Source organism: Streptomyces acidiscabies (genome assembly GCF_020010905.1).
Classification (GTDB): domain Bacteria; phylum Actinomycetota; class Actinomycetes; order Streptomycetales; family Streptomycetaceae; genus Streptomyces; species Streptomyces acidiscabies.
The window spans coordinates 2654933-2670029 of the sequence record NZ_JAGJBY010000001.1 but is presented as its reverse complement, the minus strand read 5'-3'; the positions used below and the strand labels follow the sequence as shown (position 1 = coordinate 2670029).

12 protein-coding genes are annotated in these 15097 nt (G+C 70.0%); 9 read left to right on the top strand and 3 right to left on the bottom strand.

Annotated features, from left to right (window positions below):
- Positions 1-17: 17 nt before the first annotated feature.
- Entirely contained in the window at positions 18-3008 is a 2991-nt protein-coding gene (locus J8M50_RS12525) for a bifunctional [glutamine synthetase] adenylyltransferase/[glutamine synthetase]-adenylyl-L-tyrosine phosphorylase (protein WP_010357504.1), read from the bottom strand.
- A 237-nt stretch (positions 3009-3245) separates the two neighbouring features.
- On the opposite strand from J8M50_RS12525, the gene J8M50_RS12520 reads away from it, so the two are divergent.
- From J8M50_RS12520 to J8M50_RS12500, 5 genes are all read left to right on the top strand, one after another.
- The gene (locus J8M50_RS12520; protein ID WP_010357505.1) at positions 3246-4136 is read left to right on the top strand and encodes an alkaline phosphatase family protein; all 891 of its coding nucleotides are present in this window, start codon (positions 3246-3248) and stop codon (positions 4134-4136) included.
- Position 4137: 1 nt separating this feature from the next.
- Entirely contained in the window at positions 4138-5382 is a 1245-nt protein-coding gene (locus tag J8M50_RS12515) for an MFS transporter (RefSeq protein ID WP_010357507.1), read from the top strand.
- Positions 5379-6398, top strand: coding sequence for a TolB family protein (locus J8M50_RS12510; RefSeq protein WP_029184343.1), 1020 nt, complete (start codon positions 5379-5381; stop codon positions 6396-6398). Before J8M50_RS12515 ends, J8M50_RS12510 begins: the two co-directional genes overlap by 4 nt.
- Positions 6399-6459: 61 nt before the next feature.
- Positions 6460-6753, top strand: coding sequence for an AbrB/MazE/SpoVT family DNA-binding domain-containing protein (locus J8M50_RS12505; protein WP_010357509.1), 294 nt, complete (start codon positions 6460-6462; stop codon positions 6751-6753).
- Between the two features lie 21 nt (positions 6754-6774).
- Positions 6775-7092, top strand: coding sequence for a hypothetical protein (locus J8M50_RS12500; protein WP_010357510.1), 318 nt, complete (start codon positions 6775-6777; stop codon positions 7090-7092).
- Positions 7093-7152: 60 nt separating this feature from the next.
- Here the strand turns inward: J8M50_RS12500 and glnA2 are convergent, their stop codons facing one another.
- On the bottom strand, positions 7153-8514 hold the full coding sequence (gene glnA2, locus J8M50_RS12495) for a gamma-glutamylpolyamine synthetase GlnA2 (RefSeq protein ID WP_010357511.1): 1362 nt from the start codon (positions 8512-8514) through the stop codon (positions 7153-7155).
- A 334-nt stretch (positions 8515-8848) separates the two neighbouring features.
- Here glnA2 and J8M50_RS12490 point away from each other — a divergent pair, with 334 nt between their 5' ends.
- The 4 genes from J8M50_RS12490 to J8M50_RS12475 all read left to right on the top strand — a co-directional run bounded on the left by J8M50_RS12490 (position 8849) and on the right by J8M50_RS12475 (position 14147).
- On the top strand, positions 8849-9517 hold the full coding sequence (locus J8M50_RS12490) for a thioredoxin-like domain-containing protein (protein WP_010357512.1): 669 nt from the start codon (positions 8849-8851) through the stop codon (positions 9515-9517).
- On the top strand, positions 9514-10143 hold the full coding sequence (locus tag J8M50_RS12485; RefSeq protein WP_029184344.1) for a DUF305 domain-containing protein: 630 nt from the start codon (positions 9514-9516) through the stop codon (positions 10141-10143). Before J8M50_RS12490 ends, J8M50_RS12485 begins: the two co-directional genes overlap by 4 nt.
- A gap of 162 nt (positions 10144-10305) precedes the next feature.
- Complete coding sequence (locus J8M50_RS12480) at positions 10306-12246, top strand: S53 family peptidase (RefSeq protein ID WP_075662287.1); 1941 nt, start codon at positions 10306-10308, stop codon at positions 12244-12246.
- A 146-nt stretch (positions 12247-12392) separates the two neighbouring features.
- Positions 12393-14147 (top strand): NAD+ synthase, encoded by a 1755-nt coding sequence (locus J8M50_RS12475; RefSeq protein ID WP_010357515.1) that lies wholly within the window; start codon positions 12393-12395, stop codon positions 14145-14147.
- Positions 14148-14224: 77 nt separating this feature from the next.
- Here J8M50_RS12475 and panB read toward each other — a convergent pair whose 3' ends face one another.
- Positions 14225-15091: a 3-methyl-2-oxobutanoate hydroxymethyltransferase gene (panB, locus tag J8M50_RS12470; RefSeq protein WP_010357516.1), complete on the bottom strand. Its 867-nt coding sequence runs from the start codon at positions 15089-15091 to the stop codon at positions 14225-14227.
- Between the last annotated feature and the right edge of the window lie 6 nt (positions 15092-15097).

Sequence of the window (15097 nt, the reverse complement as noted above, 5' to 3'; positions counted from 1 at the left end):
CAAAGCGCCGGGACCGGCTACCCCCCGTAGAACAGCTCCTCGACAACTCCCCTCGCCCGCCGCGTGGTTCGCCGGTAGGCGTCCAGCATGTCCCCCACATGACCGGCCGCGTACCCCAAGTACCGCCCCACAGCGGCGAGTTCCCTAGCCTCGGTGGGGAACGTGTCCGCGGCCCGCCCCCGCACCAGCATCACGGCGTTGCGCACCCGGGACGCCAACACCCAGGCCTCGTCCAGGATTTCGGCCTCCTCCGCGCCGAGCAGGCCGGCCGCACACGCTGCCGCGAGGGCCTCGCGGGTGCGGGTCGTCCTGAGGCCCGGCTCGGCCCAGCCGTGCCGCATCTGGATGAGCTGCACGGTCCACTCGACGTCGGAGAGCCCGCCGGGCCCGAGCTTGGCGTGGAGTTTGGGGTCGGCGCCACGCGGCAGCCGCTCGGACTCCATGCGGGCCTTGAGGCGCCGGATCTCGCGCACGGCGTCGTCGCCGAGCCCTTCGGCGGGGTAGCGCAGGGGGTCGATGAGGTCGATGAACCGGCGCCCCAACTCCTCGTCACCGGCGACGGGTTCGGCCCTCAGCAGGGCCTGCGACTCCCAGACCAGCGACCAGCGCCGGTAGTACGCCTCGTACGACTTGAACGTCCGGACCAGCGGCCCCGACTTGCCCTCGGGCCTCAGGTCGGCGTCGATCAGCAACGGCGGGTCGGCGCTGGGGACTTGGAGGAGCCGGCGCATCTCGGAGACGACCCGGTTGGCGGCCTCGGACGCCTCGCGCTCGTCGACTCCCTCGCGGGGTTCGTGGACGAAGAGCACGTCGGCGTCGGAGCCGTAGCCGAGTTCGTGTCCGCCGAACCGGCCCATGCCGATGACGGCGAACCTGGTCGGCAGGGTGTCGCCCCACCCGTCCCGCACGACCGAGCGCAGGGTCCCGGCGAGGGTCGCGGCGGTGAGGTCGGAGACGGCGGCGCCGACCCGGTCGACGAGGGCGCCCTGGTCGGCCTCGGCGGGCTTGGTCTCGGTGCCGTAGGTGTCGACGATGTCGGCGGCGGACGTACGGAACAGCTCGCGGCGCCGGACGCCGCGTGCGACGCGCACCCCGGCCTCGCCGCTCTCGGCGCGGCCGACGCCGGACAGTACCTCCTGCTCCAACTGGGCCCGCCCGCGCGGCTCCAGGTCGTCGCCGTCGCCGAGGAGGGCGACCGCTTCGGGGGCGCGCATGAGGAGGTCGGGGGCGAGGCGTCCAGCGGACAGGACGCGGGCGAGGTTCTCGGCGGCGGCGCCCTCGTCCCTCAACAGGCGCAGATACCAAGGGGTCTTGCCGAGCGCGTCCGAGACTTTACGGAAGTTGAGGAGTCCGGCGTCCGGGTCGGCGGAGTCGGCGAACCAGCCCAACAGGACGGGCAGCAGCGTCCGTTGGATGGCGGCCTTGCGGGAGACGCCGGACGCCAGCGCCTCCAGATGCCTGAGGGCCGCCGCCGGGTCGGCGTAGCCGAGGGCCACCATCCGCTCGCGGGCCGCCTTGGGACTCAACCTGGCTTCGCCTGGGCCGAGTTGGGCGAACGCGTCGAGCAACGGCCGGTAGAACAGCTTCTCGTGCAGGCGCCGGACCACTCCGGAGTGGCGCTTCCACTCCTGGTTCAGCTCGGTGACCGGCTCGGACCGCATCCCGAGCGAGCGCCCCAACCGCCGCTGATCCTCCTCTGCTTCGGGGACGAGGTGCGTGCGGCGCAGGCGGTAGAGCTGGATGCGGTGCTCCATGGTGCGCAGGAAGCGGTACGCCTCGTCGAGCTGTACGGCGTCGGCGCGGCCGATGTAGCCGCCCTCGGCGAGCGCCCGCAGCGCGTCCAGCGTCGTGCCGCTGCGCAGGGACGCGTCCGCCCTGCCGTGCACCAACTGGAGCATCTGCACGGCGAATTCGACGTCCCTGAGGCCGCCGGGTCCGAGCTTCAGTTCGCGTTCGACCTCGGCGGCGGGGATGTTCTCGACGACACGGCGGCGCATCTTCTGGACGTCGGTGACGAAGTTGTCGCGCTCGGAGGCCTGCCACACCATCGGGGCGAGCGCCTCGACGTACTGCCGTCCGAGGTCGAGGTCACCGGCGACCGGGCGGGCCTTGAGGAGGGCCTGGAACTCCCAGGTCTTCGCCCAGCGTTGGTAGTAGGCGAGGTGGCTGCTGAGGGTGCGCACGAGGGGGCCGTTGCGGCCCTCGGGGCGGAGGTTGGCGTCGACCGGCCAGATCGTGCCCTCGACGGTCGTCTCGGAGCAGATCCGCATCATGTGCGAGGCGAGTTTCGTGGCCGAGCGCAGGGCCTTGCCCTCGTCGGCGCCCTCGGCGGCCTCGCCGACGAAGATGACGTCCACGTCCGAGACGTAATTGAGCTCGTGGCCGCCGCACTTGCCCATCGCGATGACCGCGAGGCGGCAGGCCTCGGCGTCGCCGGGGGCGGCCTCGCAGGCGATGGCGAGGGCCGCGCGCAAGGTCGCCGTCGCGAGGTCGGCGAGTTCGGCGGCGGTCTCGGTGATGTTCGTCGTGCCGCAGACGTCCCGGGCGGCGATCGACAGGAGGCAGCGGCGGTAGGCGACGCGCAGGGAGACGGGGTCGGTGGCCTCCGCGAGGCCGCGCTCGAACTCCTCCACCCCGGGGTGGAGATCCCGGGGCTCGTACGTGACCAGGACCTCCCAGTCTCGGGGGTGGCGGGCGAGGTGGTCGGCGAGGGCCGCCGAGGCGCCGAGCACTCCGAGGAGGCGGTCGCGCAGGGGCTTGGCCGCTATCACCGTGTCCAGCAGTTCGCGGCGGGCGGTGGGACCGGGCTGCGACTCCAGGAGCCGTACGAGGCCCTGGAGGGCGAGGTCGGGGTCGGCGGTGGCGCCGAGGGCTTCGAGGAGGACCGGGTCGTTGCGGACACCGGCGAGTTCGGCGCCGTCCAGGAGGCGTTCGGCGGCGGAGGGGTCGGTGAACCCGTGCCTCAGCAGACGGGAGAACGTACTGCTCCTGCGCCCCAGCCCCGTCATGCCCGGCCTCCTCCGTCTGATCAAGGTCGTACGACTTCGAGACTAACCCTCAAGGGGGAGAGGAGCCCCGGTCCGGAGGCCGCGTCTCACAGGGCGGAGGGCGTGCCATCAGTTCACTCGCTCTTCATCCGGCTGGACGGGTGATGTCGCCAGGGAGCACTCTGGCGTGTACATGATCTGCCCGCACTGTCATGCCAGCTCCGTACCTCTCCCGTACTCCCCCCACCGGAGGATGATGTGTCCGGCAGTACCCCCTTCCGCCGTGCCCGTACGACCCTGGCCGCCTCCGCCGCCCTCGCCGCCGCCTCGTTCGGCCTGTGGACCGGCATCGGGGCCGGCGGCTCCGCGCACGCCGCCGGCGCCGTACCGAGCCCGGACCACGTGGTCGTCGTGGTCTTCGAGAACCACGCCTACAGCCAGGTCATCGGCTCGTCCAGCGCGCCGTACCTCAACTCGCTGAAGACCGGCGGCGCCAACCTGTCGCAGTCGTTCGGCGAGACCCACCCGAGCCAGCCCAACTACTTCGCCCTGTTCTCCGGTTCGACGCAGGGCGTCACCGACGACAGCTGCTACTCCCCCGGTTTCTCCTCCGCGCCGAACCTCGCCTCCGAGGTCATCGCGGCGGGCGGCACCTGGGCGAGCTACAACGAGACGCTGCCGAGCCAGGGTTCGACGACGTGCAGCAGCGGCAACTACGCGCGCAAGCACAACCCGTGGTTCGGGTTCAGCAACGTACCGACCTCCACCGCGAAGACGTTCGCGCAGTTCCCGACGGACTTCACGACGCTGCCGGACGTCTCCTTCGTCGTCCCGAACCTGTGCAGCGACATGCACGACTGCTCCGTGTCGACCGGTGACACCTGGCTGAAGAACAACCTGGGCGCGTACGCGACCTGGGCCAAGACCCACAACAGCCTGCTCGTCGTCACCTTCGACGAGGACAACCGCCTCTCCGGCAACCGCATCCCGACGGTGCTGTACGGCCAGCCGGTCACCCCGGGGTCGTCCTCCTCCACCACGTACAACCACTACGACCTGCTGCGTACGATCGAGGACACCCAAGGTATTAATACCCACGCGGGCAACGCGGCCGACGCCGAGGACATCACCGGGATCTGGGCGTCCTGAGGTGTACGTAGCGGACAGCCGCGCGAGTACGACGGACAAGGCGCCGGCGTCCGCCTCGGTGGGGGCGCGGGTCGCCCCCACCGTGTTCGCGCTCGGCGCGGTCAGCCTGATCACGGACGTGTCGTCGGAGATGGTGACGGCCGTCCTCCCCCTCTACCTGGTCGCGGGCCTCGGCCTGTCCCCGCTGGGCTTCGGGCTCCTCGACGGCGTCTACAACGGCTTCTCCGCCGTCGTACGCCTCGTCGGCGGGCATCTCGCGGACCGGGGCGGCGGGCGCCACAAGTGGGTGGCGGGACTGGGTTACGCCATCTCGGCGGCCTGCAAGCCCCTGCTACTTCTGGTACACACACTTACCCCCATCGGGCTAGTACTCGCGGCGGACCGCACCGGCAAAGGGCTGCGCACCGCGCCCCGTGACGCCCTCATCTCCCTCTCCTCCACCCCCGAGAACCGGGGTAGGTCTTTCGGGGTACATCGCGCGATGGACACGGCCGGCGCGCTGCTCGGCCCCCTGGCCGCGTTCCTGATCCTGCGGGCCACGGTCGACGGGTACGACGCCGTCTTCACCGTCAGTTTCTGTATCGCCGTGACGGGTGTGCTGGTCCTGGTGCTGTTCGTGCCCGGCGGCCGGGCGGCGAGCGTCCCCGAAGCCCAACGGCCCACCCTGCGCGCGGCGTTGGCGCTCCTGCGGCACCGCACTCTGCGCCGTACGACGATCTGCGCGCTGCTGCTCGGGCTCGCCACGGTCAGCGACTCCTTCGTCTACCTGTTGCTGCAACGCCGGCTCGATGTACCCGACCGCTGGTTCGCGCTGCTCCCGCTCGGTACGGCGGCGGCGTTCCTGCTGCTGGCGCTGCCGCTCGGCAGGGTCGCGGACCGGGTCGGGCGGTGGCGCGTGTTCCTCGCCGGGCACGCGGCGCTGCTCGCGGCGTACGTCGTCCTGCTGGCCTCCTGGCACAGTGCCGTGCTGCCGTATCTCGTGCTGTTGCTGCACGGCGCTTTCTACGCCGCCACCGACGGGGTCCTCATGGCCGCCGCCTCCGACAGCGTGCCCGAGGAGCTGCGCTCGTCCGGGCTCGCGCTCGTCCAGACCGGGCAGGCGCTCGCGCGTTTTGCCTGCTCACTGGGGTTCGGGGCGATGTGGACGGTGTGGGGGGACCGGACGGCGCTCGGCGTCTCGGCCCTCGCGCTGGCGCTGTGCGCGGGCGTCTCTCTGACCCTGCTGCGACCTGGGGACACGACATGAGTGTGCGTAACCGGTTTCTGGTGCTTTGCTGTGCGGTGCTCGTGCTGGCGGGGGTCGCGGTGGCGTCGGTGCTGCACGCGTCGGCTCGCGCGGAGCGGCGGGACCAGGTGCAGGCGGGGGGACCCTCGGTGTCGTCCGGGGCGGTGTCGTTGGCCTCTGCCGGGCGGATGGTCTTCCGGAACCTGGCGTGGGGGCCGCATCGGGACGAGGTGACGTCCGTGCCGGCCGGTGACCCCGGCGGGCCCCGTACCGCGTCCGGCGTCAAGTGCCTGCGCTTCTACGCCGCCGGCTCAACCGGCGTATGCCTCCAGGCAGTTCACGGTGCCGTCTCCGACACGTACCGTGCGCTGATCCTGGACGCGTCGCTCCGTGAACGTTCACGGTACGACGTCCCCGGCATCCCCTCGCGCGCCCGCGTCTCCCCCACGGGTCACTTCGCGGCGTGGACCGCGTTCGTCGGCGGCGACTCCTACGCGGGCACGAACTTCTCGACCCGCACGGCGATCGTGGACACGCGCACGGGCGCCCTGATCCCGACGCTGGAGGACTTCGAGGTGGTGAAGAACGGGCACGCGTACGCCTCCCCCGACGTCAACTTCTGGGGGGTGACCTTCGCGCCGGACGACCGCACGTTCTACGCGACGATGGCGAGCAAGGGCAAGACGTACCTGATCCGGGGCGACCTCCGCACCCGCACGGCAACGACCCTCCACGAGAACGTCGAATGCCCGTCCCTCTCCCCCGACGGCACCCGCATCGCGTACAAAAAACGCGTCCCCGGCCTCTCGAAGGACGCACCGTGGCACCTGTACGTCCTGAACTTGCGGACGATGCGCGAAACCCCCCTGTCAGAGCCCCGAAGCGTCGACGACCAGACGGTCTGGAAGGACGACCACACCGTCGTCTACGCCCTACCTGGGGACTACGGGGCGGACCTGTACGAGATGCGGGCGGACGGCACGGGGACACCGAGGCTGATCAGCAAGGCGGCGGTGTCTCCGACATTCACCAAGTAAGAAAGTTGGAAAGTGGGAGAGTGCGTTGTACTCTCGAAGTCCGGAGAGAGGGAGGTCGCCCATGACGTCGGTGACATTCCAGGCCAGCGTCCGTGAGAAGGGTCAACTGACACTGCCTGTGGGCGTACGTGAAGCACTGGGGGTCTCCCCAGGTGACGAGCTTGAGTTCGAGATCAACGACGCAGGTGTCGTCGAGGTCCACGGACTGCGGAAGATCCGCACCGACCAGGCATGGTTCTGGACGGAGCGTTGGCAGGCAGGCGAGCGCGAGGCGAGCGAGGACATCGCGGCCGGACGCACGACCCGCCACGAGGACGTGGACGACATGTTCACGCACCTCGGCGAGGAGAGCTGAACCAAGCACCCGGAGGCCCTATTGCCGACTTTCGAGACGACCTCCCGGTTCGTCCGTGACTTTCGGAAGCTCACCGCACAGGAGCGGGAGCGGTTCGAGGACACCGTCCGGAACAAGTTCGTACCGGACGTGACCACCGGGCGGTTCCGGCCGGGCCTCCGGGTCAAGCCGGTCCAGGGAGTACGGCTCCCTGAAGGCGAGCATCCCGTCATGGAAATGACGTGGGCTCCCGACGGGCGTGCCACCTGGCAGTACGGGGACGAACTCCGCAAGGGCGAACCGCACGTCATCTGGCGCCGGGTCGGCGGACACGAGATCTTCGACCCCGGGCCGTCCTGACAGCCCGAGAGGGGCCCACCGCATCACCTGGGTGGGCCCCTCTCGGACGTCCGGCGCCGCTTACAGCACCGGCAAGTTCTTCCGCAGTTCGAACGCGGTCACCTCGGACCGGTACTCCTCCCACTCCTGCCGCTTGTTGCGCAGGAAGAAGTCGAAGACGTGTTCGCCCAGCGTCTCCGCGACCAGGTCGCTGCGTTCCATCAGCGAGAGCGCCTCGCCGAGGTTCTGCGGGAGGGGTTCGATGCCCATGGCGCGGCGTTCCGCGTCCGAGAGGGCCCAGACGTCGTCCTCCGCTCCTGCGGGGAGTTCGTAGCCCTCTTCGACGCCCTTCAGGCCTGCTGCCAGGAGTAGCGCGTACGCCAGGTACGGGTTCGCGCCCGAGTCCAGGGAGCGGACCTCGATGCGGGCCGAGCCCGTCTTGCCGGGCTTGTACATCGGGACGCGGACCAGCGCGCTGCGGTTGTTGTGGCCCCAGCAGATGTACGAGGGGGCCTCGCCGCCGGCGCCCGCCGTGCGCTCCGTACCGCCCCAGATCCGCTTGTAGCTGTTGACCCACTGGTTCGTGACGGCGGAGATCTCCGCCGCGTGCTTCAGCAGGCCCGCGATGAAGGAGCGGCCGACCTTGGAGAGCTGGAACTCGGAGCCGGACTCGTAGAACGCGTTGCGGTCGCCCTCGAAGAGGGAGAGGTGCGTGTGCATGCCGCTGCCGGGGTGCTCGGAGAACGGCTTCGGCATGAACGTCGCCTGCACCCCCTGCTCCAGCGCGACCTGCTTCATGACGAGGCGGAACGTCATGATGTTGTCGGCGGTGGAGAGCGCGTCGGCGTACCGGAGGTCGATCTCCTGCTGCCCGGGCGCGCCCTCGTGGTGGGAGAACTCGACGGAGATGCCCATCGACTCCAGCATGGTGATCGCCTGGCGGCGGAAGTCCATGCCGATGTTCTGCGGCGTGTGGTCGAAGTAGCCGGAGTTGTCCGCGGGGGTCGGGCGGGACCCGTCGAGGGGGCGGTCCTTCAGGAGGAAGAACTCGATCTCGGGGTGGGTGTAGAAGGTGAAGCCCAGGTCGGAGGCGCGCGCGAGGGCGCGCTTGAGGACGTACCGGGGGTCCGCGAAGGACGGCGAGCCGTCGGGCATGAGGATGTCGCAGAACATCCGGGCCGTACCGGGCGCCTCGGCGCGCCACGGCAGCACCTGGAACGTCGACGGGTCCGGCTTGGCGATCATGTCGGACTCGTACACGCGCGCGAAGCCCTCGATGGCCGAGCCGTCGAACCCGATGCCCTCGTCGAACGCCTGCTCAAGCTCGGCCGGGGCCACCGCCACGGACTTGAGGAAGCCCAGCACGTCCGTGAACCACAGACGTACGAACCGGATGTCGCGCTCCTCCAGTGTCCGGAGCACGAACTCCTGCTGCTTGTCCATCTTCCGCTTCCCCATCCTTGCTGGTCAGGCCGCCGGCTCTGCGTCCCTTCGAGAGGCGGTCGGGCACCCGAGCATCACACCACAACACCATTTCATGCGCGTTGCCGACCATGATCGCCCGTCCGGCCCGGACCTGAACGCCTCACATACGCCAGGTGTACGACTCTGCCGCCCATCTTGCCTGCTCGAACCGGTATGCGTAATGCCCGCCGGGGTCCGGTCTGAGGATCCGGTGGGGGCTCTCTACACCATCCCCCTTCCCCGCATTACGATCAGCCCACTCGAACACCTCGAACACCCCCCACCGCCCCTGCCCCGAGAAGGACAGACATCCATGGGATCCGCGAAGAAGACCGCCAGTGCCGAGCGCAAGGCGCGAATAGAGGAGATGCGGCGGGCCGAGCAGGCCCGGGAGCGGCGCAGGCGGCTGCTGATGGTGGCCGGGAGCGTCGTGGTCGTCGCCGGGCTCGTCGTCGGTGGGGTCTTCGTCATCCAGAAGAGCAAGGACGACAACGACGCGAAGGCCGTCGCCGACGCCAAGGCGTCGGGCAAGTTCGAGGTCGGGTCGGACGGTGTCAAGACGTGGAAGGGCACGCTGGGCCGGACGCACGTGACCAAGAAGGTGACGTACCCCACCGTGCCGCCGGTCGGCGGGGACCACGCCGCCGTGTGGATGAACTGCAACGGTGACGTCTACACCGAGGCGCTGAACGACATGAACGCCGTGCACTCGCTGGAGCACGGCGCGGTGTGGGTGACGTACAACACCAAGGCCGCGAAGGCCGACGTCGACGCGCTGGCCGCGAAGGTGAAGAAGACGCCGTACACGCTGATGAGCCCGGACGACAAGCAGGCGGATCCGATCATGCTGACGGCGTGGGGCCACCAGCGGACGGTGACCGCGGCGAGCGACCCGAACGTGGACAAGTTCTTCGCGAAGTACGTCCAGGGCGAGCAGACCCCGGAGCCGGGCGCCGCGTGCACGGGCGGGCTGGCGAAGTGAGGCTCGGACCGATCATCACCGGCGCCGCGGTGACCGCGCTGCTGGCGGCCGGCGGTATCGCGTACGCGGTGACGCAGGACGACGGCTCGGAGCGGACGCTGTCGGTGCCCGCGGCGGACTCGGCGGACGCCGGGTTCGCGCGGGACATGGCCGTACATCACCAGCAGGCCGTGGAGATGTCGTACATCGTGCGGGACCGGACCTCCGACGAGGAGGTGCGCAGGCTCGCTTACGACATCGCGCAGACGCAGGCGAACCAACGGGGCATGCTCATCGGCTGGTTGGACCTGTGGGGGCTGCCGAAGGTGTCCGCGCAGGCGCCGATGACGTGGATGGGCATGGGGAACATGGCGTCCGGCAAGGACGGCGCGCTGATGCCCGGTATGGCCACCAACTCCGAGCTGGACAAGCTGCGTTCGCTGAACGGCAAGCAGGCGGAGGTGTTCTTCCTCCAGCTGATGACCGACCACCACAAGGGCGGGGTACACATGGCCGAGGGCTGTGTCTCCAAGTGCGCGGTCGGCGTGGAGAAACGGCTGGCCCAGGGCATGGTCGCGGCGCAGGAGTCGGAGATCCAGCTGATGGCGGACATGCTCAAGGAACGGGGCGCGGCGGCACGACCGTAGGGTTTTCCCTACAGTTCACGGAGATACCTGCCAAATCACCCCAGAAGGACTCCTCTTGGTCTCCTCTTGATTCCCGCATTCCCCTGGCATGAACCGTTCATCGCGAGAGTGACCGGCACGTCGAGCGATCCGCTCTCGTCGAACCACATGACAGGGAGTCTCATGAGATCCAACCGTGCCGCGCTGCGCGCCGGAGTGAGCCTGGCGGCGGCGCTGCCGATGGTCGCCGGCGCGCTGGCCCTCGGTATACCCACGGCCCAGGCCGCGGACACCCCGGCCCGTGACACGCTGGCCGGGACCAAGCCGGCGTGGGCGACCGCGCAGGCGGACAAGGGCTCGACGGCGGACAGCGCCCAGGTCAACGCCCGCGTCTACCTCGCGGGCCGCGACGCGCAGGGCCTCAGCGCCCTCGCGAAGGCCGTCTCCGACCCGAACTCGGCGTCGTACGGCTCCTACTTGAGCGCCCCGCAGGCGCAGGCCCGCTTCGGCGCGACCAAGGCTCAGGTGGCCGCGGTCCAGGCGTGGCTGACCAAGGCGGGCCTGAAGGTCACCGGCACGAACCAGCACTACGTGTCGGTCAGCGGCGATGTCACCTCCGCCGAGCGGGCGTTCGGCACCCAGATGCACAACTACACCAAGGACGGGCACACTTACCGCGCCCCCGCCAAGGCGGCCTCCGTCCCGGCCTCGCTGAACGGCGCCGTCCTGACCGTCACCGGTCTCGACAACGCCCCGCACCACGCCAAGGCCCAGGACCAACTCCCCGCTCCGGGGAAGGTGTTCGCGAACTCGGGCCCGTTCTCCTCGTACTACGGCTCCAACATCGCGAAGACGCTGCCGGACGCGTACGGCACGAAGATCCCGTACGCCGTGCAGGGTTACACCGGCAAGCAGCTGCGTGCCGCGTACGGCGCCGGCAAGTACACCGGCAAGGGTGTGCGCGTCGCCATCACGGACGCCTACGCCTCCCCGACGATCGCGTTCGACGCGCAGACCTACGCCAAGGCGCACGGCGACGCGAAGTGGAAGACCGGCCAGCTCACGCAGGTGCTGCCGAAGACGTACACGAACACGGAGGACTGCGACGCGTCCGGCTGGTACGGCGAGGAGACCCTCGACGTCGAGGCCGTGCACGCGGTCGCGCCGGACGCGCAGGTGACGTACGTCGGCGGTGCCTCCTGCTCCGACCCCGATCTGCTCGACGCGCTGAACAAGGTCGTCGACAACCACCTCGCCGACATCGTCTCCAACTCGTGGGCCGACCTGGAGGGCGTCCAGACGCCCGACTCGGCCGCCGCCTACGACCAGACGTTCCAGTTCGGCGCGGTCGAGGGCATCGGCTTCTACTTCTCGTCGGGTGACGACGGTGACGAGGTCCTCAGCAGCGGCAAGAAGCAGGTCGAGACCCCGGCCAACTCGGCGTGGGTGACGGCGGTCGGCGGGACCTCGCTGGCGGTCGGCAAGGGCGACAAGTACCTGTGGGAGACCGGCTGGGGCACCCAGAAGGCGCTCCTGGCGGCCGACGGCAAGAGCTGGACCAGCTTCCCGGGGGCGTTCACCTCCGGCGGGGGCGGCGGCACCAGCAAGACCGTCCCCGAGCCCTTCTACCAGAAGGGCATCGTGCCGGACACGCTCGCCAAGGCCAACAGCGCCGCCGGCAACCGCGTCCTCCCGGACATCGCCGCGATCGCCGACCCGAACACCGGCTTCAAGGTCGGCCAGACCCAGACCTTCCCGGACGGCTCGCAGCAGTACGGCGAGTACCGCATCGGCGGCACGTCGCTCGCGGCGCCGGTCATCGCGGCCGTCCAGGCGCTCGCCCAGCAGGCGCGCGGCGGCAAGGCGATCGGGTTCGCGAACCCGCAGATCTACGCGAAGGCCGGCACGAAGGTGTACCACGACGTCACCGACAACCCGACCGGCAAGGGCCTCGCGGTCGCGCGCCTCGACTTCGTCAACGGGTTCGACGCGACGGGCGGCGTCACGACGTCCGTGCGCAGCCTCGGCAAGGACAGCTCGCTGTCGGCGGTCAAGGGGTATGACGACGTGACCGGCGTGGGCTCGCCCGCGAAGGGTTACGTGGAGTCGTACAAGAAGAAGTAGCTCTCCAGAGGTAGAGCTCTAGGCTCTCCGTAGGTGTTCTGCAGGCGCTCCCGATGGGGTGGCGCGAGGTATCCGTCGTACCACCGTGAGGTGGGTGACACCTCGCTCCACCCCATCGCGTCGCTCTGACGATTACACTGAGGGACGTGCCTCAACTTCGTCTCGCTCTGAATCAGATCGACTCCCGCGTCGGCGACCTGACCGGCAACGCCGAGGCGGTCCTCCGCTGGACCCGGCACTCCGCCGAGCAGGGTGCGCATCTCGTGGCGTTCCCGGAGATGGTGCTGACCGGCTACCCCGTCGAGGACCTCGCGCTGCGCTCCTCCTTCGTGGCGGCGTCCCGCGCGGCCCTGCGCTCCCTCGCCGTCCGGCTCGCCGAGGAGGGGTTCGGTGAACTCCCGGTCGTCGTCGGCTACTTGGACCGCTCCGATGCCGCGCAGCCGAGGTTCGGCCAACCGGCGGGCGCCCCGCGCAACGCGGGCGCGGTGCTGTACGGGGGTGAGGTGGCGCTGACGTACGCCAAGCACCACCTGCCCAACTACGGCGTCTTCGACGAGTTCCGCTACTTCGTGCCCGGGGACACGATGCCGGTGATCCGGGTGCGCGGCGTCGATGTCGCCCTCGCGATCTGCGAGGACCTCTGGCAGGACGGCGGCCGGGTGCCCGCCGCGCGCTCCGCCGGTGCGGGGCTGCTGCTGTCCATCAACGCCTCGCCGTACGAGCGCGACAAGGACGACACCCGGCTCGAACTGGTCCGCAAGCGGGCGCAGGAGGCCGGTTGCACGACCGCCTACCTCGCGATGATGGGCGGCCAGGACGAGCTGGTCTTCGACGGCGACTCGATCGTGGTGGACGCGAGCGGGGAGGTCGTGGCGCGTGCGCCCCAGTTCTCCGAGGGGTGTGTGGTCCTGGACCTCGATCTGCCCGCCGCCTCGGACGACGCTCCCACGGGCGTGGTGGACGACGGGCTGCGCATCGACCGCGTAGTCCTCTCGGGGGATCCGGTCGCGTCGTACGAGCCGACGATGCGTGGCTCGTACGCCGAGCGGCTGGACGACGACGAGGAGGTCTACTCGGCGTTGGTGGTAGGCCTCAGGGCGTACGTCGAGAAGAACGGCTTCCGGTCGGTGCTGATCGGTCTGTCCGGTGGCATCGACTCCGCGCTCGTCGCGGCCATCGCCTGCGACGCGGTCGGCGCGGCCAACGTGTACGGCGTCGCCATGCCGTCCAAGTACTCCTCGGACCACTCCGAGGGGGACGCGGCGGAGCTGGCGCGGCGGACGGGGCTCAACTTCCGTACGGTGCCGATCGCCCCGATGTTCGACGCGTACATGGCGTCCACGGAGCTGACCGGGCTCGCCGAGGAGAACCTCCAGTCCCGGCTGCGCGGCACGCTGCTGATGGCCATCTCCAACCAGGAGGGCCACATCGTCCTCGCCCCCGGCAACAAGTCCGAGCTGGCGGTGGGGTATTCGACGCTGTACGGCGACTCGGTGGGGGCGTACGGCCCGATCAAGGACGTGTACAAGACGTCGATCTTCCGCCTGGCGGAGTGGCGCAACCGGGCTGCCGCCGCGCGCGGCCAGACCCCGCCGATCCCGGAGAACTCGATCACGAAGCCCCCGAGCGCGGAACTCCGCCCCGGCCAGGTGGACACGGACTCCCTCCCCGACTACCCGGTCCTGGACGCGATCCTGGAGCTGTACGTGGACCGCGACCAGGGCGCCGACGCGATCACCGCCGCCGGGTACGACCGTGAGCTGGTCGTCAAGACGCTGCGCATGGTCGACACGGCCGAGTACAAGCGACGTCAGTACCCGCCGGGCACAAAGATCTCGGCGAAGGGCTTCGGCAAGGACCGCCGGCTGCCGATCACGAACGGGTGGCGGGAGTCGGTGTAACGCCGTGCAACCGCTTGCACGACGCAGCCCGCCGGCGGGGGATGATCGGCGGGCTGCGTTGTTGTGCCGGAGATGGCTCAGTGCACCGAGTGCTCCTCCTGCGGGAACGTTCCGCCCACCACGTCCTCCGCGTACGCCTTCGCCGCGTCCGTCATCACCTTGCGGAGGTCCGCGTACTGCTTGACGAACTTCGGGACGCGGCCGGGGGTCAGGCCGAGCATGTCCGTCCAGACCAGGACCTGCGCGTCCGTGTCGGGGCCCGCGCCAATGCCCACCGTCGGGATGTGCAGGACCCGCGTGACCTCGGCGGCGATCTCCGCCGGGACCAGTTCGAGGACGACGGCGAAGGCGCCCGCGTCCTGGACGGCCTTGGCGTCGCGCAGGAGCTGGGCGGCGGCCTCCTCGCCCCGGCCCTGGACGCGGTAGCCCATCGCGTTGACGGACTGCGGGGTCAGGCCGATGTGCGCCATGACGGGAATGCCGGACTCGACCAGCAGCCGGATCTGCTCGTGGGACCGCTCACCCCCCTCCAGCTTGACCGCGCCGACCCCGGCCTCCTTGACCAGCCGGGTCGCCGAGCGCAGCGCCTGGACGGGGCCCTCCTGGTACGACCCGAACGGCAGGTCGCCGACGATCAGCGAGCGCGTCGTACCGCGCACGACGGCCGCCGAGAGCATGGTCATCTCGTCGAGGGTGACGGGTACGGTCGTCTCGTAGCCGAGGTGGCAGTTGCCCGCCGAGTCGCCGACGAGGATCACGGGGATCCCGGCCTCGTCGAAGACGGACGCGGTCATCGCGTCGTACGCGGTGAGCATGGGCCACTTCTCGCCGCGCTCCTTGGCGAGGGCGATGTCGCGGACCGTGATGCGGCGGGTGCCCTTCCCCCCGTACAGCGCTTTGCTGCCGTCGGAGGGCTTGGTCGGGGCAGCCGAAAGCTGCGTCATGGCAAC